This is a genomic window from Lactococcus sp. S-13, from assembly GCF_004210295.1.
Lineage (GTDB): Bacteria > Bacillota > Bacilli > Lactobacillales > Streptococcaceae > Lactococcus.
This window is the reverse complement of record NZ_SDAK01000001.1, coordinates 703,887-724,475: the sequence shown is the minus strand read 5'-3', so window position 1 is coordinate 724,475 and position 20,589 is coordinate 703,887. Positions and strand designations below refer to the sequence as shown.

General features: G+C 41.0%; 18 protein-coding genes and 1 other RNA gene. 10 read left to right on the top strand and 9 right to left on the bottom strand.

Annotated elements, in window-relative coordinates; translation table 11 throughout:
- Nucleotides 1-6 precede the first annotated feature (6 nt).
- Nucleotides 7-105: signal recognition particle sRNA small type (ffs, locus tag EQJ87_RS03620), an RNA gene on the top strand.
- A gap of 154 nt (nucleotides 106-259) precedes the next feature.
- Here the strand turns inward: ffs and EQJ87_RS03615 are convergent.
- The 7 genes from EQJ87_RS03615 to EQJ87_RS03585 form a co-directional block, all read right to left on the bottom strand.
- Nucleotides 260-670: a PaaI family thioesterase gene (locus tag EQJ87_RS03615; protein ID WP_130123383.1), complete on the bottom strand. Its 411-nt coding sequence runs from the start codon at nucleotides 668-670 to the stop codon at nucleotides 260-262.
- Nucleotides 671-780: 110 nt separating this feature from the next.
- Nucleotides 781-1,902: an o-succinylbenzoate synthase gene (menC, locus tag EQJ87_RS03610; RefSeq protein ID WP_130123382.1), complete on the bottom strand. Its 1,122-nt coding sequence runs from the start codon at nucleotides 1,900-1,902 to the stop codon at nucleotides 781-783.
- Nucleotides 1,899-3,254, bottom strand: a complete 1,356-nt coding sequence (gene menE / locus EQJ87_RS03605; RefSeq protein ID WP_130123381.1) for an o-succinylbenzoate--CoA ligase — start codon at nucleotides 3,252-3,254, stop codon at nucleotides 1,899-1,901. Before menE ends, menC begins: the two co-directional genes overlap by 4 nt.
- A 127-nt stretch (nucleotides 3,255-3,381) precedes the next feature.
- Nucleotides 3,382-4,224 (bottom strand): 1,4-dihydroxy-2-naphthoyl-CoA synthase, encoded by an 843-nt coding sequence (gene menB, locus EQJ87_RS03600; protein ID WP_130123380.1) that lies wholly within the window; start codon nucleotides 4,222-4,224, stop codon nucleotides 3,382-3,384.
- 216 nt (nucleotides 4,225-4,440) lie between these two features.
- Nucleotides 4,441-5,292 (bottom strand): 2-succinyl-6-hydroxy-2,4-cyclohexadiene-1-carboxylate synthase, encoded by an 852-nt coding sequence (gene menH, locus EQJ87_RS03595; RefSeq protein WP_130123379.1) that lies wholly within the window; start codon nucleotides 5,290-5,292, stop codon nucleotides 4,441-4,443.
- Complete coding sequence (menD, locus tag EQJ87_RS03590; RefSeq protein WP_130123378.1) at nucleotides 5,289-6,938, bottom strand: 2-succinyl-5-enolpyruvyl-6-hydroxy-3-cyclohexene-1-carboxylic-acid synthase; 1,650 nt, start codon at nucleotides 6,936-6,938, stop codon at nucleotides 5,289-5,291. Before menD ends, menH begins: the two co-directional genes overlap by 4 nt.
- A gap of 43 nt (nucleotides 6,939-6,981) precedes the next feature.
- Nucleotides 6,982-8,121, bottom strand: a complete 1,140-nt coding sequence (locus EQJ87_RS03585) for an isochorismate synthase (RefSeq protein WP_130123377.1) — start codon at nucleotides 8,119-8,121, stop codon at nucleotides 6,982-6,984.
- A 134-nt stretch (nucleotides 8,122-8,255) separates the two neighbouring features.
- Between EQJ87_RS03585 and EQJ87_RS03580 the strand changes: the two genes are divergently transcribed.
- The 3 genes from EQJ87_RS03580 to EQJ87_RS03570 all read left to right on the top strand — a co-directional run bounded on the left by EQJ87_RS03580 (nucleotide 8,256) and on the right by EQJ87_RS03570 (nucleotide 11,199).
- On the top strand, nucleotides 8,256-8,837 hold the full coding sequence (locus EQJ87_RS03580; RefSeq protein WP_130123376.1) for a GNAT family N-acetyltransferase: 582 nt from the start codon (nucleotides 8,256-8,258) through the stop codon (nucleotides 8,835-8,837).
- A 5-nt stretch (nucleotides 8,838-8,842) separates the two neighbouring features.
- The gene (locus EQJ87_RS03575; protein ID WP_130123375.1) at nucleotides 8,843-10,123 is read left to right on the top strand and encodes a DRTGG domain-containing protein; all 1,281 of its coding nucleotides are present in this window, start codon (nucleotides 8,843-8,845) and stop codon (nucleotides 10,121-10,123) included.
- Between the two features lie 137 nt (nucleotides 10,124-10,260).
- Nucleotides 10,261-11,199 carry a DHH family phosphoesterase gene (locus EQJ87_RS03570; RefSeq protein WP_130123374.1) on the top strand — a complete coding sequence of 313 codons (939 nt, stop codon included), beginning with the start codon at nucleotides 10,261-10,263 and terminating at the stop codon, nucleotides 11,197-11,199.
- A gap of 101 nt (nucleotides 11,200-11,300) precedes the next feature.
- Here EQJ87_RS03570 and EQJ87_RS03565 read toward each other — a convergent pair whose 3' ends face one another.
- Nucleotides 11,301-12,269: an asparaginase gene (locus tag EQJ87_RS03565; RefSeq protein WP_190289033.1), complete on the bottom strand. Its 969-nt coding sequence runs from the start codon at nucleotides 12,267-12,269 to the stop codon at nucleotides 11,301-11,303.
- Between the two features lie 152 nt (nucleotides 12,270-12,421).
- Here EQJ87_RS03565 and EQJ87_RS03560 point away from each other — a divergent pair, with 152 nt between their 5' ends.
- The 3 genes from EQJ87_RS03560 to EQJ87_RS03550 all read left to right on the top strand — a co-directional run bounded on the left by EQJ87_RS03560 (nucleotide 12,422) and on the right by EQJ87_RS03550 (nucleotide 15,766).
- Complete coding sequence (locus tag EQJ87_RS03560; RefSeq protein ID WP_130123373.1) at nucleotides 12,422-13,816, top strand: Cof-type HAD-IIB family hydrolase; 1,395 nt, start codon at nucleotides 12,422-12,424, stop codon at nucleotides 13,814-13,816.
- 82 nt (nucleotides 13,817-13,898) lie between these two features.
- Nucleotides 13,899-14,243, top strand: a complete 345-nt coding sequence (locus tag EQJ87_RS03555; RefSeq protein WP_130123372.1) for a hypothetical protein — start codon at nucleotides 13,899-13,901, stop codon at nucleotides 14,241-14,243.
- A gap of 38 nt (nucleotides 14,244-14,281) precedes the next feature.
- Nucleotides 14,282-15,766: a flotillin family protein gene (locus EQJ87_RS03550; protein ID WP_130123371.1), complete on the top strand. Its 1,485-nt coding sequence runs from the start codon at nucleotides 14,282-14,284 to the stop codon at nucleotides 15,764-15,766.
- Between the two features lie 26 nt (nucleotides 15,767-15,792).
- Here the strand turns inward: EQJ87_RS03550 and EQJ87_RS03545 are convergent, their stop codons facing one another.
- Nucleotides 15,793-17,145 carry an aspartate kinase gene (locus EQJ87_RS03545; protein ID WP_130123370.1) on the bottom strand — a complete coding sequence of 451 codons (1,353 nt, stop codon included), beginning with the start codon at nucleotides 17,143-17,145 and terminating at the stop codon, nucleotides 15,793-15,795.
- 178 nt (nucleotides 17,146-17,323) lie between these two features.
- On the opposite strand from EQJ87_RS03545, the gene EQJ87_RS03540 reads away from it, so the two are divergent.
- From EQJ87_RS03540 to rplI, 3 genes are all read left to right on the top strand, one after another.
- The gene (locus tag EQJ87_RS03540; protein ID WP_130123369.1) at nucleotides 17,324-18,034 is read left to right on the top strand and encodes an HAD family hydrolase; all 711 of its coding nucleotides are present in this window, start codon (nucleotides 17,324-17,326) and stop codon (nucleotides 18,032-18,034) included.
- A 144-nt stretch (nucleotides 18,035-18,178) separates the two neighbouring features.
- Entirely contained in the window at nucleotides 18,179-20,143 is a 1,965-nt protein-coding gene (locus EQJ87_RS03535) for a DHH family phosphoesterase (RefSeq protein ID WP_130123368.1), read from the top strand.
- A complete protein-coding gene (rplI, locus tag EQJ87_RS03530) occupies nucleotides 20,140-20,589 on the top strand; it encodes a 50S ribosomal protein L9 (RefSeq protein ID WP_130123367.1) in 450 nt (149 codons plus the stop codon). The genes EQJ87_RS03535 and rplI overlap by 4 nt, the downstream gene beginning before the upstream one ends.

The following is a 20,589-nucleotide window of genomic DNA, read 5'->3' as shown; positions in this document are numbered from 1 at the left end:
TGTTATAATAGACTTCGGAGCAATAAGTTTCTTACGAAGCGTGTCAGGACCTGACGGTAGCAGCACTAAGTATGGGACTTATGTGCTCTTTTTTTGTTTATGAGACTCCACAACTTTCTAACTTCATTAGAGCGTACAGGGTTTTTGTGCAGTAGTTGCTTCACTGGTTGTTGTGTTGGCCTTCGTAATCATCAAGAATCGAAAGAAGCAGCGCGAATAAAAAATATCGTTTAATGTAAAAAAACTCTGACTAATCTTGTCAGAGTTTTTTTACAGGCACAAGGGCATTGACCACTGTGATTTGAGAGATGAGCTTTTCATTTTCATCAGTGATTTTGATTTCCCAAACGTGGTTACGTTTGCCATTTTTGAGAAGAAGACCGCGGGCATTTACGAAACCTTCGCATTTTTTTGGATTGAGATGATTGGCATTTACGCTTTGACCGAGGGCAAAATATTGACCAGAGCCGATGGTATTACTGGCCATACCAGCTGTGATTTCAGCGAGGGCAAGACTTGCACCTCCATTTAAAAAGCCGTGCGGTTGAGCATGAAAATCGCTGAGGATCATTTTACTTGAGAACTTATAGCTGTTACTGACAGAACTGTCAGCATTCTCGTCAGTAAAAAGTTGAAAATCTGTGATATTGAGTTGGTCAATCATGTTCATTGGAAAATCTCCTTAATAAGATGTGAGACCGACTATCATGAAATGATGAAAAAATAGGAAAAAACTGTGGTTCTGCACTTGTGCAGGTTCCAGTTTTTTATTTTTTTCGTTCATTTCAAGGAGGTCAAGCTCAATTTATTTACAGTGTAGCGATCTAATGCGACTTCATTAACGGACAGACCGATACCAGCGCCAGTCGGGACTGTCATCCAACCGTTTGGAAAGGCAATTTCTGGTTGAATGAGGTCTATGTCAAAATAATGCTTAGAATCGGATAAATCACCAGCCATCGCATTTCCAGAAAGCGCGGCGAGTTGGACATGGAGTATTTTTGAGATACCAGACTCAACCATACTGCCAATCCAAAAGCCAATCTGATGTTGTCTACAAAATTCGATGGCTTTTTGCGTTTGATAAAGTCCACCTAAACGACCTATTTTTACGTTGAGCATCGTTTGAAAAGGAAGTTCTGTCAGTATTTTTAGACTTTCTAAATCTTGAACGGATTCGTCAAAGCAAATGGGCGTTGAAAAGTTCACTGACAGCTCTGTCAGTAATTTTAATTCGGATAAATCTTTGATATCAAAAGGTTCTTCGATACAAGCCAGACCAAGTTGGTCTAGCTCTTTGATGACTGGCCAGTCTGTCAGTTGAAAACTTCGATTGGCATCAAGAGCAAATGTAATTTGTGGATAGCTTTTGACCAGATTTTTAATCAAGTCAGTCCCAATTTGTGGACTAATTTTTAATTTAATTCTTTTGACGCCACTGTTAATAAGTTGGTCAATTTCCTTAATGGTTTGCGCATCAGACATTTGTCCAAGCACCGCACCACGTGGGATTTTATCAGCTAATTTTTCTTGGAAAAGTCCAGCAATTAAATTTTCATTTTTTTCTTTAAAATACAAATCTAGAAGTGCATTTTCTAGTCCAGCCAGAGCCATCGGTAAGGGATTTCTAAAAAATTCATGGATTTCAAAAGGGTGTGAGAAGTCTTTTTGCAAAATTTCTGGCAGGTAAGTTTCTTCCAAGATTTTCCAAGAATCAGCAAAAGTTTCTGAGGTATAAAAAGGAGTTGTGAAAGCAACAACTTCACCAAATCCCGAAAGTCCGTTAGGACTTTCAACTTTTATAATAATGGTATCGCGGAGATTTAAGGAACCTTTGGCGGTCTTAAAATTAAATTTCATAGGGAGTTGAACATGAAACATTGTAATTTTTTCAATTCTCATCCTTTAAGCTCTTTTCTTAAGATTTTTCCAGACGCATTTTTGGGCAATTCATCCATGAAAGTGATGGTTTGGGGGCGTTTGTATTTTGCCAGTTTTTCAGTGAGAAAGTTTTCTAATTTTTCTTGGGAAATATTGCCTGAAACGAAGAGAATTGGCACTTGTCCCCACTTGACATCTGGCTTAGCAACAAGGGCGCATTCCTTGATTTCAGGAAGAGAATAAACTAAATCTTCGATTTCTTTGGGGTAAATATTTTCACCGCCAGAAATAATGATATCTTTTCTGCGATTGAGCAGATAGAGAAAACCGTCCGCATCAAGGTAACCGATATCGCCAGTTTCAAAAGCAGCGCCGTAAGGCTTTTGGCCGAGGTAAGCTTTCATCAACATCGGAGATTTTAACCAAATTTCACCAACGCCAGCAAGGTCAGCTTGACGAATCTCAATTTCAACACCTGGTAAAGGCCGCCCGACAGAGCTTGTTTTATCAGGGAAATCTAAAATATTAAAAGTGACAGATTGTGAAAAACTTTCAGTCATTCCATAAGTTTTGTAAATAGGAAGACCTAATTCTTGGCATTTTTTGATTAAAGGTTGGGGAATAAATTCACCACCAAGTAGAATTAAACGTAAGTTATTGCTATGCAATTTGTCAGCAATTCTCGTAAGAAGGGTTGGGACGAGTGAAACCATGTTGATTTTCCCAGAATTGATCATTTCAAGAAGTTGGTTTTCATCAAATTTATCAACAATGGTCGCTGATGTTGCATTATATAAAGTACGCATGATAATGGAAAGTCCAGAGACATGAAACATGGGTAAGATGACAAGCCAATTATCATTGTCGTAAGCGCCAAGCGTTTCCTTTGAGGCTTTGACGTGATTTGAAATCATGCCCCAAGTAATAGGGACAGATTTAAATTTTCCGGTAGTAGCGGAAGTGTTCATGATGACCGCAATTTTTTCATCAGGAAAATCTGCTGACAGACTTACAGGGCAAGGGTTACTAGTCCAAATTTCCGAAAAAGAAATGCTGTCAGTAATTTTTTCTGTCAGTGAATCCGATGTGAAGACTGTCTCAATCTCGAGTTCATTGATTTGGTCAGCTAGTTCATATTCGGTCAAGTGTGTATTTAATAGAAGAACTTCTTTTGACAAACCGAGCAAGGCAAACAAAACGACCGCCATTTCAACAGCGTTTTCTGAAAGGAGCGCAACCCGTGATTGATTGTCAATAAGAGGAGCCAAATGTTCAGCCATCTTATTGACTTCCTGATTGATTTGGGCAAAAGTAGAGTCATTTAAAAAGTGTTTTTGGGGATAAAGTTCCGCCTGTTTTTTTAACCATTTCATTATTTAAGCTGTGAGCGAACTCAATTTTCTCCTTTCTGGCTCTTTTTTTACTGACGGAAATCCTGTCAGTAACTTTTAAATCACAAAAAGCGTCAAAAAGACGCTTTGTCAGCAATTTGGGAAATTTTTATGGGAATTTTGGAAATTGATCAAAATCAGGTTTGCGTTTTTCTTTGAAAGCATCGCGTCCTTCTTTAGCTTCATCCGTCGTATAGAACATAAGTGTTGCATCTCCTGCAAATTGTTGCAGTCCAGCAAGTCCGTCAGTTGCAGCATTCATTGAACCTTTGAGCATACGAAGTGCCATTGGTGAGAGGGCAAGCATTTCTTGGGCCCATTGAACCGTTTCTTCTTCGAGACGGTCAAATGGAACAACAGTATTAACCATTCCCATGTCCATTGCTTCTTGGGCAGTATATTGACGGCAGAGGAACCAGATTTCACGTGCTTTCTTTTGCCCAACCATAGCGGCAAGTAAACCAGCACCATAACCAGCATCAAAAGAACCAACACGTGGACCAGTTTGACCAAATTTTGCGTTTTCAGAAGCGATCGTCAAATCACAAACAATATGTAACACGTGACCTCCACCAATGGCAAAACCATTTACCATGGCAATGACAGGTTTTGGTGTAATCCGAATCAAATGTTGCAAATCTAAAACGTTCAAACGAGGAATTTGGTCTTCACCAACATAACCACCATTTCCACGTACTTTTTGGTCACCACCAGAACAAAAGGCTTCTTTATCTTCACCTTTTCCATGATTTGCACCAGTCAAAATAATCACGCCGATGTTAGTATCATCACGCGCAATGCTAAAAGCATCAATCATTTCAACGACGGTTTTAGGACGGAAAGCATTGCGGACTTCCGGACGATTGATGGTAATTTTAGCAATGCCATCATAAGTTTCATAAATAATATCTTCATAGTTGCGCTCAAGCGCCACCCAGTTAAATTTTGACATGAATGTTCTCCTTTAAATAAATGGTTGGGGTAAAATTTCCCAAAATTGAATTTAAAAATGACGATTGCTGAGAAATAGGCACTTTTGGGACGTAGGAACAGCAAAAAGATTTTCGTCAGTAAAATCTCTCGGCCTCCTGTGTAAAAAAAGATTTTCGTCAGCATTTTTTCTGCCTGATGAGACGAATTAAGTTTCGTCAGCAATTTCTCTGAGCTTCTAATCGTCTTTTTTTATTATATCACAAACGCTTTCAGCCAAATAGTTTTGCAGGATTTGCTGATAAAGTTGCGGATTTTCCAGATGTGCATTATGCCCACAAGCTGGTAGCCCAATCACTGTCACAGAGGGATTGGGAGCGAATATCTCTTTCGCAATTTGACTGTATTTGTGATCCAGCTCACCGTAAAGATAAAGCAAGTTGGGCTTGAGTGTTTTGATTTTATTTGAAATATCAGCAAGTTCGCCCTGACCAGTCCCACGCAAGGTTTGAGCTAAGGCAAGAGGCACATTATTAGCACGCCTTTGCCAAATTCTTTCTTGCACAGCTTGAGGGAGCGCTTTTTGTGACTCAAAAAGTGAAAGTTGACCCCAAAAATCAGCAAACCAGCCTGAGCCATTTGCCAAGATATTGCGTGCCAACTTTTCGTCAGCAATCCGGCGAGAAGCGCGTTCTTCCTCAGTTTTTAGACCGGCTCCTGCCGATTCCACAAGCAAATGCTCAACAGGCGCATCAGGAAAAGCCAAGCAAAAGCGCAAAGCCAACCGTCCACCCATTGAATAGCCCAGGAGCGAAAAAGGCTTGTTTTTTGTCAATTTGGAAAATAAGAGTGCCAAATCCGTCAGTATATTTTCGAGTTGGTAAGCTGCTAAATCCACAGGTTTTTCTGATTTTCCATGTCCCAAAAGATCAATGGCAAAAATTTCATAACCTGCCAAATCCAAGGCATCCCAAGTTGCCGAAGTTTCCGAAAAACCGTGCAAGGCAAAGAGGATTTTACCCGCACCGTGACGTCTCACCGCGTAGGCGCGTCCCTTAATTTCAATGATTTCTTCTCTAAATTTTGTCATGTTGTATATTTTTGATGTAAAGCGAGGCTCAGCTCTTTATCCGTTTTAATTTCTAACAAATGCACACCCGCTACCGTCAAAACCTCTTTCAAAGTTTTTGAAAAATCAGGATAATCACTGATGGAATGATAGTCCAAGCCAGTTAATTGAGCCAAAGCTCCAAAGTCCAAACCATGCGGTGTTGAAAAAAGATAATCAAAATGTGGGAGCCCTTTTTGCGCCAAATGTTGGAAGATTCCACCGCCATCATTATTGAAAAGGACAATCGTCAAGTTCAATTGGTGCGTTTTACCAACAATCAGGCCATTCAAATCATGCAACATAGACAAATCTCCAGTCAAAAGTACCGTCGGTTTTCCAGTCGTTGCCAGCCCCAAGGCCGTCGATTCTGTTCCGTCAATCCCATTGACTCCCCGATTGCCAAAAATCCTGACCTGAGCATCACGCTTTTGCCACCAGTAATCCACATCACGAATTTCCATACTGTTAGAAACCATGAGCTGACTGTCATAAGAAGTCAAAACATCTTGCAAAATGCCGACATAGCGCCCCTCAAATGCGGCGTTTTCGTGGTTGACAGTAGTCAGTTTTGCGCGCCAAATCTCTTGTAATTCTTGCCAGGCATTGAGATAAGTGCTATCCAGATTCACTTTTTGAATGCTTTTAGCAAAAGTTTCAACATCACTTTGTACCACGAAAGTTGTTGTTTGCACTGGATTTCGATAGCTGAGCTGAGGGTCAACTTGGACGATATGAGCAGAAGTTTGCAAATTGAGAAATTGTTGCAGACGTTTTGACACAGGAATCTGTCCAAAAAGCAAAATAAGCTCCGCTTTCAAGCCATGCTTAAGCGTTTCATCAGCCAAAAAAGCATCATAAGTATCAATAATATAAGGGTGATTAAAATTTCGCAAGTTGGACAAAGGGTCAGCCAAAATAGGCGCTTTTAAACGTTCAGCCAAGTCAATCAGAGCTTGTTCATACGTTGCCGAATGATTTGGCCCAGCTAAAATGAGGGTCTTACGAGATAAAATAGTGTCATCAAAAGAAGCAGACATTTTTCCCTTGGCAATCTGAAAAGTTTGAGCTGAACGTCCTTTTCGATAGTGTTCAGGATTTAAATCAGGAACTAGGGGTTCACGTAAAGGCACATTGATTTGCACAGGCCCAGCCGCAGGGTTATTTGTTGCCAAAACAGCACGCTGAGCCAATTTTCGTGGATAAGTCCAAAAATTTTCAGCTTCTGGTGGAGCAAAATTTTCAAAATGATTGACAAAATCACCAAAAAGACGTGTTTGATCAAGCGTTTGTGGCGCACCAACAAATTGTAATTCTGCTGGTCGATCTGCTGTTAAAACAATCAAAGGAATTTGACTCATTTTAGCCTCGGTCAGGGCCGGAAAATGATGGGCTGCTGCAGAGCCAGAAGTACAAACCAAAACAACAGGTCGCCCCTTGGCCTTAGCAATACCTAGCGCAAAAAAAGCCGCAGAGCGTTCATCAATATTGACATATGTCTCAAATTTATTGTAGTTTTCAAAAAGCAGAGCAAGCGCCGTTGAACGTGAACCAGGGCTGAAAACAGCTTCACGAATCCCTAGATGATAAAGTTCATCGACAAATGGTGCTAAATAATTATTAGTCATGGCTATCCTTTACTTACAAATACATCAGCGCTCTTTATTCTCATCAGAGTGCTTCTAAGATTGTTTTTAATTTTACCTTTGTTTCGTTAAATTCATCTAAAAGATTGGATGAGGGAACAATGCCACAGCCGGCATAGGCGTAGAGTGATTTTTGGTCAATGAGTGCTGAGCGAATCCCCACAATCATCGTTCCGTTGCCTTCGTGGTCGATGATTCCTAAGGGAGCAGCGTAAAGACCACGTTCATGTGTCTCATGTTCACGCAAGAAGCGAAGGGCTTCGAGGCGAGGTTCTCCACCTAAGGCAGGAGTGGGATGAAGATGTCTTGCCCAATCAATCAGCGAAAGCTGATTATCTTTGGCGCTCAAGAGCGTGCGGAGATGCACCACATTTTTCAATGCCATCACTTCAGTTTTTCCAACCGTCACTTGTTTTGCCTTTTCGAGCAAATTTTGCTGGATTTTGCGCACGACAATGGCGTGTTCTTCCAGATTTTTAGCGTCATTGAGCAGGCGTTCTCCCGCATTTTCTAAGGTTTTAGGAAAGGTACCGGCCAGCGCATAGCTAAGAATCTCTGGGCCATTCTTTTGCACCAAAATCTCGGGTGAAGCCCCTAGAAAAATTTTAGCTTCTTTTTGATAGGCAAAAATAAAAGAAGCCGGATTATTGTCACTCAGCTTTTGCAAAATGCTTTCTAGATTAAAAGAAGTTTCACTTGTAAATTTCAGTTCGCGAGACGCAACAATTTTTTGACTTTTTTCTTGTGCAAAATTCTCTTGAATGGCTTCAAAAAGACTTTTCCAAGCTGAAAAATCAGCTTTTTCTTCACTGATTTGATGGGTCAGCTTTGGAAAATTCTGTTCTTGAAAAGACCGAGGCGCTTCGCAGGTTAAATAAAAAGAGCTTTGATTTTCTAGGACAAAATAGTGTTTGAAAGCTAGTGTTTCACCGCCAAAATCTTGCCAAAGTTCCTGATTGACCTGCTCAAAAAAAGTTTGACTATGAAAAAGATAGGGATAATCTGAGAAGTTATCTTTGTTCTGTTTGAGGGAAGCTAAGCGCTCAGCGCCAATGATGAGCTGGTTTCTCTGACGATCATACCAGAAAAAACGCTCACTCTCTGAAAAAGCTGCCCAAAAGTCGAGGGGATTTTTTATTTTTAAATTTATTTTTTTATAATTCATTTTTAGTTACCATAAGAATTATAGCACAGCTTAGAAAAGGAAAGTAAAAATAAGATTTTGCCTTGATATCAGCAAGGACAGTGCCTTTATTTTCTGCTATAATTAAAAGGAGAGTCCACAAAAAAGGAAAAAACATGAGTATTTATGTGAAATTAGCGGAATTTACTTCGATTGAAAGCAGCCGCCTGCTCTTACGCCCTTTTCGGCTAGAAGATGCGCAGGAAATGTTTGCTTATTCGGGGAATCCTGAAAATATGAGATTTGTTTTTGGAGCGCATTTATCAGTGGAAGAAGTGCGAGAATTTATTGCGAACCATTTTATGAAAAACCCTTTGGGAAAATGGGCAATAGAATTGAAAAGTGAACATAAAATGATTGGTAGCATTCATTTTGTGAAGCTTTCAGAGAAAAAACGCACCGCTGAGATAGGCTATGTCTTGAACGAAGCCTACTGGAATCAGGGGTTACTTACAGAAGCTTTGCAGCTTTTGACGGAATTCTCTTTTGAGCAATTTGGTTTAAAAACAGTGGACTTATTGATTGATGAGGAAAATAGCGCTTCACAAAAAGTAGCACAAAAAGTAGGGTATCAGCAGGTGAAAAAGTTTAAAGCAGCCCATCAATACAGTGGCTCAATCAGAAATTTTGAAAAATATGAGCGAAGAAAAGCAGATTTTCTCACTTCTACAAAAAATAGATTTAATGGGGAGATTTAAATTTTATGTCAAAACATGAGGAAATTCTAACTTATATTGAAGGATTAGAAGTTGGGCGGCAAGTCAGTGTGCGTGGGATTGCCAATCGTATGAAGGTGGCAGATGGAACGGCCTATCGTGCGATTAAAGCAGCTGAGAATCTTGGCTTAGTTGCGGTCAATGATCGTTCGGGAACGGTTCGTGTGGCAACCAAGGGGCAAAAAGTGGCTAACCGTCTGACTTTTGCTAAACTTGCTGATGTGGCTAATGCTGACGTTTTAGGTGGTTTGGCTGGTCTGGAAGTTGAATTTAGTAAATTTATTATTTGCGCGATGCAAAAAGAATCTTTTCTGCGTTATTTGGTGCCGAATGGTTTAGTCATCGTTGGCGATCGTAAGAGTATTCAGAGTTTGGCACTGCAAGAGCAAAATGCGATATTGGTCACGGGTGGCTTTGACGTGGATCAAGAAGTGATTGATTATGCCAATGAGCTGGGAATTCCTTTGATGCGTACGAGTTATGACACTTTTACGGTGGCCAATCGCATCAGTCATGCCTTATCAAATGAGTTGATCAAAAAAGATGTCGTGACGGTTGGGGATGTTTTTCATCAAAAAAGAGCGACTTTGCGTGAAGAAGATACGGTCAAAGATTTCTTGGATTTGGTGAAAAGAACGAATTATAGCCGTTTTGCCGTGACCAATCGATACAATGTGGTAGTGGGGGTCATTGCCATGCGTGATGTGACCAATAAAGGCAGCGATACGCAAATCAGTACAGTGATGACGCGCGCAAAAGTTGCCAAAGCCAACATGACCGTTGCCAGCGTGTCGCAAAAAATGATTTATGAAGGCTATGATATCATGCCTGTGGTCAATGATAATTACACTTATGCAGGTATCATCAGCAAGTCTGACTTGCTTCAAAGTCTGCAAAAAGTTCAAGAAGATAGTCAGGTGGCGCATACTTTCAGTGATAACATTGCCGACTGCTTGTCAGAGAAAGGGTCAGCTTATACAGTGACCGTTGAGCCTTTTATGATCAATAGTGTCGGGACAATGGCAAGTGGCGTTTTTGCCGAGTTGATTAGTCATGTCGTTCAGCGAGTGTTCAGCAAACGTCGCAGACGCAATATTATCATTGAATCATTGAACATTAACCTGATGAGTGCCGCAGCGATTGACAATGTCCTCGAAATTTACCCCAAAGTCATTGGGGAGACCCGGATTGGTGCAATGGTCGATTGCGAAATTTATCATGTCAATACCATTGTCGCCAAAGTTTTGGTCAATGTTCAGCTGACCTAAATTTTACAGTAGAAAAAGCGCCAGTTAGTTGCCAAAAATACTGACGAAAATAAAATCACGTTCCGTCAGCAAATTCTCTAACAAAAAACCGAGAGAAAATGCTGACGAAATTAAAAATAAGAAGAAAACGAGAAAAAATGAACGAAATCCTAGAAAAAATTAAAGAATATGAACTTATTCTCATTCATCGCCATAAAAATCCAGATCCAGATGCCTTGGGTTCGCAAGCAGGTTTGCGGGCGATTTTGCGTGAAAATTTCCCAGACAAGCGGATTTATGCGGTGGGTTACGATGAGCCAACATTGACCTATCTGACGCAAATGGATCAGGTTGAGCTGCCTGGGCAGGAGAAATTTTTGAGCATTATTTGTGATACGGCGAACCAGCCTCGAATTGATGATGAGCGCTATCAAGCCGCTGATTTTGTCATCAAAATCGACCATCACCCCAATGATGATGCCTACGGAGACTTGCAGTTAGTCGAGCCTGAGCGCAGTTCAGCTTCTGAAATCGTCGCAGATTTTGCTTTAGCTACAAATTTGCGGCTCAATGCCCAAGCAGCTCGCTTGCTTTATGCTGGAATCATTGGCGATACAGGCCGTTTCCTCTATCCTGCAACCTCGCCAAATACCTTCAAAATTGCTTCAATCTTGGCAGAATATGATTTTGATCGCTCCGCTTTAGGTCGAGAAATGGCGTCATTTGACATGAAAGTTGCCCGCCTGCAAGGCTTTGTTTATGAAAATATGCAAGTTTCAGAAAATGGCGCTGCGCGCGTGATTTTGACGCAGGACATCTTGAAACAATTTGATTTGCGCGATGCTGAAACTTCAAGCATTGTCGGTGTTCCAGGCAATATTCGGGGCATCAATTCTTGGGCCATTTTTGTCGAGCAAGCTGATGGACATTTCCGCGTGCGGATGCGTTCAAAAATCGTTCCCATCAATGAAATTGCCAAACGCCATGACGGCGGAGGACACGCCTTGGCTTCCGGGGCAAATTCGTATTCAATAGAAGAAAATGAACAAATTTGGCGAGAATTACAAGCAAATCTAGCTCAAAATTCAGCCTTATAAGCAGAGAAAATGCTGACGGATTTGAAAAAATAATTTCGTCAGTAAAAAAGTAAGCCAAAAACAAAAAAATTTACTGACGAAACTTTTCGTCAGTAAATTTTTTAATTTTCCATGAAATTTCTCAACTCGCAAGCGTCATTTAGCCCCGCATTTAGGCCAATCAAAAGCTTCAGTCGGGCCTTTTGTGAATTAACCTCATCAGCAAACATCACGCCCGCCTCATAAAGTTGCGAACCGCCACCCTCATAAGAATAAACCGCTTCGGCAATTCCGTTGAAACAGCGTGAAACCAGCACCACAGGGATATTAGCCTGCAAAAGTCGTTGCAAAGATTGACTCGCAGCAGGAGGCAAATTCCCCGCCCCCAAGGCTTCAATCACAAGCCCATCCAAACTTGTCAAATCAAGCAAATCCAAAATTTCGCCAGTCATCCCCGCATAAGCCTTGACAATCGGCACATTTCCATGCACCGTATGCACATCAAGATGCTGATTTTCACTATCCTTATGAAAATAAATAATTTTGTTTTTAGTCAATAACCCCAAAGGCCCGTGTGTCGGCGTTTGAAAAGTCGAAACATTCGTCGTGTGCGTCTTTGTCACATAGCGGGCCGAATGAATCTCATCATTCATCACCACCAAGACTCCCCGTCCCCAAGAATGAGAATCAGCAGCCACACGAACAGCAGTCAATAAATTATAAATCCCATCAGTTCCTAACTCATTGCTGGAACGCATCGCCCCCGTCAAAACAATCGGTTTTCCACGTGATAAAGTCGTATCCAAGAAAAAGGCCGTCTCTTCCAGAGTATCTGTCCCGTGTGTAATCACCGCACCATCAAAATTTTCACTCAAAAAAGCCTTTTTAATCCGATTTTTCAAAACCAGCATATCGCTCAAACTAATATGCGGACTAGGCAGATTAAAAATATCTTCTGAGACAAGTTCAACCTCATCTAACTGCATATTAACAGCATTCATCGGATTATTTTCATTTGGGGAAACACGACCATTTTCATCTTCCGCCATCGAAATCGTTCCACCCGTGTGGAGAATTAAGATTTTTTTCATCAGTTCCTCATTTTTTCCATTTAAAAACATTTCATAAAAATTATATCAAAAATGTTCCAGAAAAGAACTCGTGAAGCATGAAATAGCTTTAAAATTACTGTATAATCTAATCATAGAAAAAAGCAACCCAAGTAAACTAGAAAAGAATGATTATGAAAATAAAAGCAGTATTTTTTGATTTAGATGGAACATTATTTACCTCGACCCGAGGAGTGGCAAACAGTACCCGCAAAGCCATTCGTGAACTTCGCCAAAAAGGGATTTTTGTAGGAATAGCAACGGGTCGTGGGCCTGCTTTTGCCATGCCTTTACTTGAAGACTTGGACATGGATTTTGCCGTGACCTATAATGGGCAGTACATTTTCACCCCCAAAGCAGTCATTTTTGACAACCCTTTGGAGCCCAAAACCCTCAAAAAGTTGATGACTTACGCTACGCAAAATCATTCAGAAATTTCGCTTGGAACCGCTCATGGCGTGACCGGATCAGGCCTCTTGAAATTTGGCGAAACCAGATTAGCCGGACTTTTATCAGGGCTTCTCCCCTCAGGCACATCAGGAGTTGCCCGCAATAGTTTTAAACACATTGTCCGCCGGATTTTGCCCCAAAACTCTCATTTAGCAGAAAATCAAGATGGAGCCATTTACCAAGCAATGATGGTTGTCACCCAAGACGAGACGCCAAAACTGCAAGCCGCCTTTCCCGAACTTGTAGTGACGCGGAGTAACCCTTATTCAGTTGACTTAATTCCAGCAGGGATTAGTAAACTGAGCGGCATTGCCCTACTCGGCCAACAATTTGATTTTGAACTGAACCAAGTCATCTGTTTTGGTGATTCTGAAAATGATAAAGATATGATTGCAGGCGTTGGCTACGGCGTGGCCATGGGAAATGCGCTCCCTGCTGTCAAAGAAATTGCCGCCTACACGACAGACACCAATAACCAAGACGGAATAGCCAAAGCCCTTGCTTACTATGGCTTGATTCAATATTCTACCGAAAAAGATTTCCTTTCCAAAGACCAAAATTTCAATAAAGTAAAAGATTTTCATCGCTTAATGGATGGAAAAACTCAAGTTATCCCACGCGCTTTTTCGCCACAAGAAGCTAGCTTTCGTTCAGGCTTCAAAGTCGAAGAAATCGTCGAATTTCTCTATGCTAGCACAGCAGACCATCCAGAAAAATTTGCCGAACTCATCGCCCAACTTCACAAAGACATAGATAAAGCGACACAAAAAGTCAGCACAAAAGCACCAGAACAGGACGTCTTGACCGGTCAAGTCGATGCGATGATTGATTTACTCTATTTTACCTACGGCTCACTGGTTTTAGCTGGGGTTGACCCCTATGAAATTTTTAATGCGGTTCACCGTGCAAATATGGGAAAAATTTTCCCTGATGGACGCCCGCATTTTGATCCGGTCACTCATAAAGTTCTAAAACCAGACGATTGGGCAGAAAAATTTGCGCCCGAAGGAAGAATCAAAAAAGAACTCGAGCGCCAAAAACGTGTAGCAAACAAGAAAAAGGCCTCTAATAAAGATTAAAAATTTAATTTTTGATTGACAAATCATTCAAAAAGTGGCATATTAAACCTATCAATGTGAAAGCGGTTTTCAGGAGGGCAGAATGGTTATTATCACTATCTTAATTACTTTAGTTATTCTTGTCATTTTGCTCACCCTTGTCTTACTTCCAGCAATGGCCCTTTTTAATAAATTTTCTGATCGTAGATATCGCGCAGATGAAAAAGAAATGTTGACTGGAATTTTAACCACAGGACTTGCCTCACCCGAGGCCGTAGGTGAAGTAGTCACGACTTTCGTCAACGAATCCAGACGTGCCTTACCAGCCAAAATCTACCTCCCCAACAAGGCAGGCGTGAGCAGCATTCCCTCAGGGGCAACAGTACTCATCATTGAAACCAAAGCAGGTATCGCCTATGTGATTCCTTATCAAGAAAGCATTTTTTAAGAAGTAAATTACAATTATTTTTATGGAGGAAATTCATCATGTCACTACTGTACATTATTGTTATTGCCATCGTGGTTATTGTCCTAATCATTTTGGGAATTATTGCAGCAAACTACAAAAAATCTGGCCCGCAAGCAGCCTTGATTGTTTATGGTTCAGGCTTAGGATCACGCGGAGTTAATAAAGACTCCCAAGGAAATAAACTTAAAGTTGTCCGTGGTTCAGGAACGTTTGTTTTACCCATTTTCCAAAATGCGCGTTATTTAAGCTTGCAATCTGCAGCGATTGATATTAAGACCGAAAAAGTTCTTTCCAAAGATAAAATTCCCGTGACAGTCGAAGCAACAGCGATGATTAAAGTCGGATCAACCTTACAAGATATCGCCACAGCTGCCGAACAATTTTTAGGTAAAAAAGACGAACAACGTGATGCAATGGCCGACCAAGTACTTCGAGGACACTTGCGGGCAATCGTGGGGACGATGACCGTATCAGAGCTGATTGAAGATCGAAATAAATTTTCAATCGAAGTCCAACAACAAGCGGGGACAGACCTATCAAAAATGGGTCTATCCATTGTCTCTTTCGTTATCAATGACATTCGAGATGACCAAAATTATATCAAAGCATTGGGAGCAAAAGAAGTGGCACGTGTTCAACAAGAAGCTGCCATTGCCGTTGCTAATGCGGACAAAGAAACACGGATTCAAAAAGCTGCTGCAGATCAAGATGCTCAAAAAGCTGAAGCCCTTGCTGCCACTCAAGTAGCCAATGCTCAAAAAGAAAAAGCAATCAATTTAGCTCAATACGAACAAGAACAATCCATTGCCTCCGCCGAAGCCAAGGCTAAAGCCGATCAAGCTCAAGCCACAGCCGACCAAGCATATGCCATTCAAGAAGCCATTTCTAAAAAAGAAACGACTGAAGCAGAAATGCAAGTCGAAATCATCAAAAAACAAAGAGAAACAGATCTTGAAACCCAAGAAGTTTTACGTAAAGCGCAAGAAAATGAAGCCAATGTCGTAAAGGCTGCTGAAGCCGCTAAAGCCGCACAAATTGCTAAAGCCGAAGCCGACGCGCGTGAACGGGAAGTTAGAGCCCAAGCCGAAGCAGCGGCCATTGAAGCCACAGCACGAGCTAATGCAAAGCAAAGAGAAGTGACTGCCCTTGCTGATGCGACGGCCATAGAAGCGACTGGTAAAGCCGAGGCTGAAGCGATTCGCCTTAAAGGACTTGCCGAAGCTGAAGCCATTGAGAAAAAAGCCGAAGCGATGCAAAAAATGAATGATGCCGCCAAATTAAATATGGCACTTGAGATTCTCCCTCAAATCGTTGCCAGCGTTTCAAGCAATCTGCAAGCAGTGGATTCTATCAATATTTATGGTGGAGAAGGGTCATCGAAAATATTGGGAATGTCGCAAGAAAGCCTAAAACAAGGCCTTGATGTCCTAGATACAATGGGAATCAATGTACCAGACCTCCTTGATAATTTTAGTACTTCTAAAAAAGTAGAGACAGAATAAAAAAAACAGCCTAGGCTGTTTTTTTCTTATTCAAAGAAGACAGGGTAGATGGCCTGAAGGGCTTTTTCTTCATCCTTTGATTTGACGACAAACATCACTGAAACTTCACTAGAACCTTGCGAGAGCATCGCAATACTAATTCCAGCTTCGGATAAGGCAGCAGAGGCTCGAGCAGTCACCCCAACGTGTTCTTTCATATCTTCACCAACGAGGGTGATGATTGAAAAATCACGTTCAATGTAGAGCTCATCGGGGTGTAGGCTTTCGGTGAGGTTGGCAATCACGGCTTTAGCAACAGGCTGAGTCAGATAGCGACTTCGAATAATGATTGACATATCATCAATCCCCGTTGGCATATGCTCAAAACGTACACCGAGATTTTCTAAAACAGAGAGAACTTTTCTACCGAAACCGACCTCACGGTTCATCAGATATTTACTGAGATAGAGGGAAGAAAATTCGCTAGATGAAGCAATACCAACAACAGGTTTTCCTTTGGTTTGGCGCTGGACAACGATTCGTGTTCCAGGGTGTTCAGGATTATTGGTATTTTTGATGACCAAAGGCACGTGCGCGCGATAAGCGGGAACGAGGGCTTCGTCATGCAACACAGAAAAGCCAGCGTAGGCTAATTCTCGCATTTCTCGATAGGTCAACTCAGCAATCGGTGTAGGATTTTTGATAATCCCCGGATGGGCTGAATAAATGCCGTTGACGTCCGTGAAATTTTCATAAAGTTCTGCTTTGACTCCAGCAGCAATGATTGAACCAGTGATGTCAGAGCCACCGCGTGAAAAAGTGCAGACTTCATCATCGAGGGTCATTCCAAAAAATCCAGGAATAATCAATGTTTCATCAAGCTCGTTGAGGTATTTGATTTGCTCGTAAGCACCGCTCAAAAGGCGAGCATTGCCAGGATCGGAGGAAACGCGAATCCCTGCATCTGCTGGATGAACATAGCGACTTGGAAGCCCATTTGCAGTGAAATAATCAGCAATGAGCTTAGCGTTATTGTTCTCACCAGCAGCTAAAAAAGCATCATAGGTAAAAGGACTATCCAGCGCTAAGTCTGTCAAATTTTTGATATTTGCAGTAATTTCCTCAAGAATTTTACTGGTCAATCCCAAATCTTCATAAATATTTTGATAGCGTGCAATGATCCAATCTTGTTGTATCTTGATTTCTGATAGATTATTTTTTTGATAGGCTTGGTAATAGCTAATCAAACGATCGGTGACTTTTGTGTCGGCGCTTGAGCGCTTTCCTGGTGCGGAAACGACAATAAATTTTCGCTTACTATCTGAGCGGACAATATCAAAAACGCGCTTGATTTGTGCCGCTGATGCTAAGGATGATCCCCCAAATTTTGCAACTTTCACTTCAAATGGCCTTTCTAGCTAAACTATAATTTGATTTATTATAGCTAATTTTCTGATAATTTTCAATAATTAACGAATTTAAAAATCATTTTTATAAAATAAGAAGAAAAAAGCAAAAGTCGAGCAAAAAAAATTGCCAACTGAAACAGCGCTTAACTAAATGTGTTATAATAAGGCTATGAAATTTAAAGCTATTATTTTTGATATGGACGGTGTCCTCGTTGACACTGAGCGCTATTATTTGCAACGTCGTGAAGATTTTTTTGGTAGCCATCAGATTTCGATTGCGCATTTGCAACCGAGTGATTTTATTGGTGGAAATATGAAGGATATCTGGCCTCGAATTTTGGGGACAGATTTTGATGTGGCCGAAGCTCAAAAACTTCAAATGGAGTATGAGATTTACAAAAATGCCAATCCGATGCCTTACGCAGAACTTTTATTTCCTGACGTGCGCGCGCTTTTGGATGATCTACGGATGGCGGGGCTGAAAATTGCACTGGCTTCCAGTTCTTCAATGACAGATATCAACTTGATGCTTGATACACATGACTTGCGGGATTATTTTGATGTGATTTTGTCGGGAAATGATTTTAAAGAATCTAAGCCTAATCCAGAAATCTATCTTTCAGCGATGCGCCAGTTGCAGGTGGAGCCTAGTGAAAGCTTGGTTATTGAAGATTCTGAAAAAGGAATTCAAGCAGGAAAATCAGCTGGTGCAACAGTCTGGGCCATCAAAGACAATCGCTTTGGTATGAACCAACAAGCTGCTGACGAATTTGCTGATTCGCTGACGCAAGTGAAAAAAATGCTGACGAAAGCTAGAGAAAATGCTGACGAAAAAGTCACATCAATTGTGACGGCCAAATTGGAAACAGTGAACTCGTAAGCCAGATAAAAAGAGGTCAAAACCATTACGTCAGTAAAAAAGTAAAGGATTTGTCAGTAAATTTTCAGCAAAACTTCGACTCAACCGCAAGGATTCTTTAAGTTTCTCCCATGCTGTGCTAAAATAGAGAAAAGGAGTACGATTATGAACTTTGTTCGTCGGTTTTCACCGCTTGTCATTGTTATCATTATGATTATCGTCCAAATTATTGAAAGTTTGGTTGTCGTTTTTTCGGCGACTCGCTGGTCAATTACGATTTATCTGCTTATTTTGAACGTAGTGATTACGATGATTTTGTTGGGGCAAGCCCATAATTATCAGCTACGTCGCCATGATTTCATTCGTAAAATCAATGATGACGCCGAAAATTCGCTCAATGCAACCTTGGACAATATGCCCATAGGGGTCATTCGTTTTAATAATCAAAATTTTGAACCAGAGTGGTTTAATCCTTTTGTGGATATGATTTTTAAAGGAAATGACCAAGTACTCAACCGCGAGGACATCAAACGGATTTTGAAAAACGCCAATGATGACCAGTATATTGCGATTGGAAAGCAAAAATATGTTGCTGAATTGGATATTGATAAAAATTTGATTTATCTAATTGATGCAACCAAAGAAGTGACCTTCAAGTCAGAATTTAATGGAAGTCGTGCGGTAATTGGTGCGATTTCTGTGGATAATTATGATGATGCGACAGATTTGATCACAGACAGTGGTCGCACCGCAATCAATAGTTTTATCGCTGGTTTTCTGGAAGAATTTGCGGATAAATATGGCGTTTACCTGCGTCGAATCAACAGTAGCCGTCATTATTTTTTCTGTGATTATCGAATTTTAGAAAAAATGATCAATGATAAATTTATCGTTCTCAAAGAATTTAGAGAAAATTCAGCGCAAAAAGAAATTCCATTGACTTTGTCAATTGGTGTCGCTTATGGGTGGAATGATTTTCCGACCATAGGTAGCGTCGCTTTGAATAATCTTGAGTTGGCGCAAGTGCGCGGTGGCGACCAAGTGGTCTTACGTGAAAATACTCCCCAAGCTCGTCCAGTTTATTTTGGGGGAAATTCTGAAAGTCGGACGCAAAAAAGTCGGACTAGAGCGCGGGCGATTTCTACGGCCCTACGAACAATTATTGCTGAAGCTGAGGATGTTTTCATCGTCGGACACCGTTTCACTGACATGGATGCTTTAGGTGCTGGAGTTGCGATGAAGGCCTTTGCGAACATGACTGGAAAAGAAGCTTTCGTGGTTTATGATCCAGAACAAATGTTACCCGATGTTCAGCGGGCGATTGATAAAATGAACGAATCATCAGATGGATTTTCACACATTGTCCGTCTGGAAACAGCCCAAACCCTGAAAAAGAAAAATTCCTTGCTCATCATGGTCGATCACTCAAAAACCAGTCAAACCCTCAATCTTGATTTTTATAAATCATTTGAAAAACTCGTGGTGATTGACCATCACAGACGTGACGATGATTTTCCAGAGCACGCTTTGCTGTCATACATTGAATCCTCAGCCAGCTCGGCAAGTGAATTGACCGTGGAAATTTTGCAGTTCCACGATAATAATCAACGTAAGATGTCCACCATTGAAGCCAGCATAGTGCTTGCAGGGATTGAGATGGACACCAAGAATTTCACCAAAGCAACGACAGCTAGAACCTTTGAAGCTGCAGCTTACCTGCGTTCACGCGGCGCTGATAATGATTTGATTAAGATGATTATGGCGACTGATTTTGAAAAATATAAAAAAGTCAATGAAATCGTCCTTAATTCAGAAATGATCTCCCCAGGAATTGCTTTGGGATTGGGCTTGAATCATGAGAAATATGATAATATTTCGACCGCCAAAGCCGCAGATACCTTGCTCGATATGGCAGGCGTTTCGGCCTCCTTTACGATTACGAAACATCCTAATGGATTTATTTCTGTATCGGCGCGTTCGCGCAATGGCTTCAATGTCCAAACCATTATGGAAAAAATGGGTGGAGGTGGACATTTCAACAATGCCGCCACGCAGATTTACGAAAAAAATATTGAAGAAGTTCAAGCAGATTTAATTGAAGTGTTAAAAGAAAGAGAGAATGAAAAATGAAAGTTGTATTTTTAGAAGATGTTAAAGGACGTGGTAAAAAAGGCGAAGTCAAAGAAGTTCCAGCAGGATTTGCTAATTTCTTGATTAAGCAAAAACAAGCACAACCTGCTACAAGCGCTTCTCTTGCAGCCGTTGAAGCACAAAAGAAAGCTAAAAAACGTCAAGAAGAAGAAGACCTTGCTGAAGCTAAAATGCTCAAAAATGCCCTTGAAAAAGACGATGTAGTAGTTGAAATCAAGATGAAAACAGGGGACACAGGCCGTACATTTGGTGCTGTGGACAAATCAGACATTGCCAAAGCGCTCAAAGCCCAATACAATGTCCCTGTGGACAAACGCAAAATCCAATTGATTAACAAAATTCAAGCCTTGGGCACAAAAGATGTTCCCGTAAAACTTCATCATGACGTGACCGCAGTGATTAAAGTTAAAATAAGCGAGGCCTAA

What these genes read in the sequence shown, in the direction of transcription:
- EQJ87_RS03615 (WP_130123383.1), bottom strand. Translation starts at nt 670, where the DNA reads ATGAACATGATTGACCAACTCAATATCACAGATTTTCAACTTTTTACT.
- menC (WP_130123382.1), bottom strand. Translation starts at nt 1,902, where the DNA reads ATGAGAATTGAAAAAATTACAATGTTTCATGTTCAACTCCCTATGAAA.
- menE (WP_130123381.1), bottom strand. Translation starts at nt 3,254, where the DNA reads ATGAAATGGTTAAAAAAACAGGCGGAACTTTATCCCCAAAAACACTTT.
- menB (WP_130123380.1), bottom strand. Translation starts at nt 4,224, where the DNA reads ATGTCAAAATTTAACTGGGTGGCGCTTGAGCGCAACTATGAAGATATT.
- menH (WP_130123379.1), bottom strand. Translation starts at nt 5,292, where the DNA reads ATGACAAAATTTAGAGAAGAAATCATTGAAATTAAGGGACGCGCCTAC.
- menD (WP_130123378.1), bottom strand. Translation starts at nt 6,938, where the DNA reads ATGACTAATAATTATTTAGCACCATTTGTCGATGAACTTTATCATCTA.
- EQJ87_RS03585 (WP_130123377.1), bottom strand. Translation starts at nt 8,121, where the DNA reads ATGAATTATAAAAAAATAAATTTAAAAATAAAAAATCCCCTCGACTTT.
- EQJ87_RS03580 (WP_130123376.1), top strand. Translation starts at nt 8,256, where the DNA reads ATGAGTATTTATGTGAAATTAGCGGAATTTACTTCGATTGAAAGCAGC.
- EQJ87_RS03575 (WP_130123375.1), top strand. Translation starts at nt 8,843, where the DNA reads ATGTCAAAACATGAGGAAATTCTAACTTATATTGAAGGATTAGAAGTT.
- EQJ87_RS03570 (WP_130123374.1), top strand. Translation starts at nt 10,261, where the DNA reads ATGAACGAAATCCTAGAAAAAATTAAAGAATATGAACTTATTCTCATT.
- EQJ87_RS03565 (WP_190289033.1), bottom strand. Translation starts at nt 12,269, where the DNA reads ATGAAAAAAATCTTAATTCTCCACACGGGTGGAACGATTTCGATGGCG.
- EQJ87_RS03560 (WP_130123373.1), top strand. Translation starts at nt 12,422, where the DNA reads ATGAAAATAAAAGCAGTATTTTTTGATTTAGATGGAACATTATTTACC.
- EQJ87_RS03555 (WP_130123372.1), top strand. Translation starts at nt 13,899, where the DNA reads ATGGTTATTATCACTATCTTAATTACTTTAGTTATTCTTGTCATTTTG.
- EQJ87_RS03550 (WP_130123371.1), top strand. Translation starts at nt 14,282, where the DNA reads ATGTCACTACTGTACATTATTGTTATTGCCATCGTGGTTATTGTCCTA.
- EQJ87_RS03540 (WP_130123369.1), top strand. Translation starts at nt 17,324, where the DNA reads ATGAAATTTAAAGCTATTATTTTTGATATGGACGGTGTCCTCGTTGAC.
- EQJ87_RS03535 (WP_130123368.1), top strand. Translation starts at nt 18,179, where the DNA reads ATGAACTTTGTTCGTCGGTTTTCACCGCTTGTCATTGTTATCATTATG.
- rplI (WP_130123367.1), top strand. Translation starts at nt 20,140, where the DNA reads ATGAAAGTTGTATTTTTAGAAGATGTTAAAGGACGTGGTAAAAAAGGC.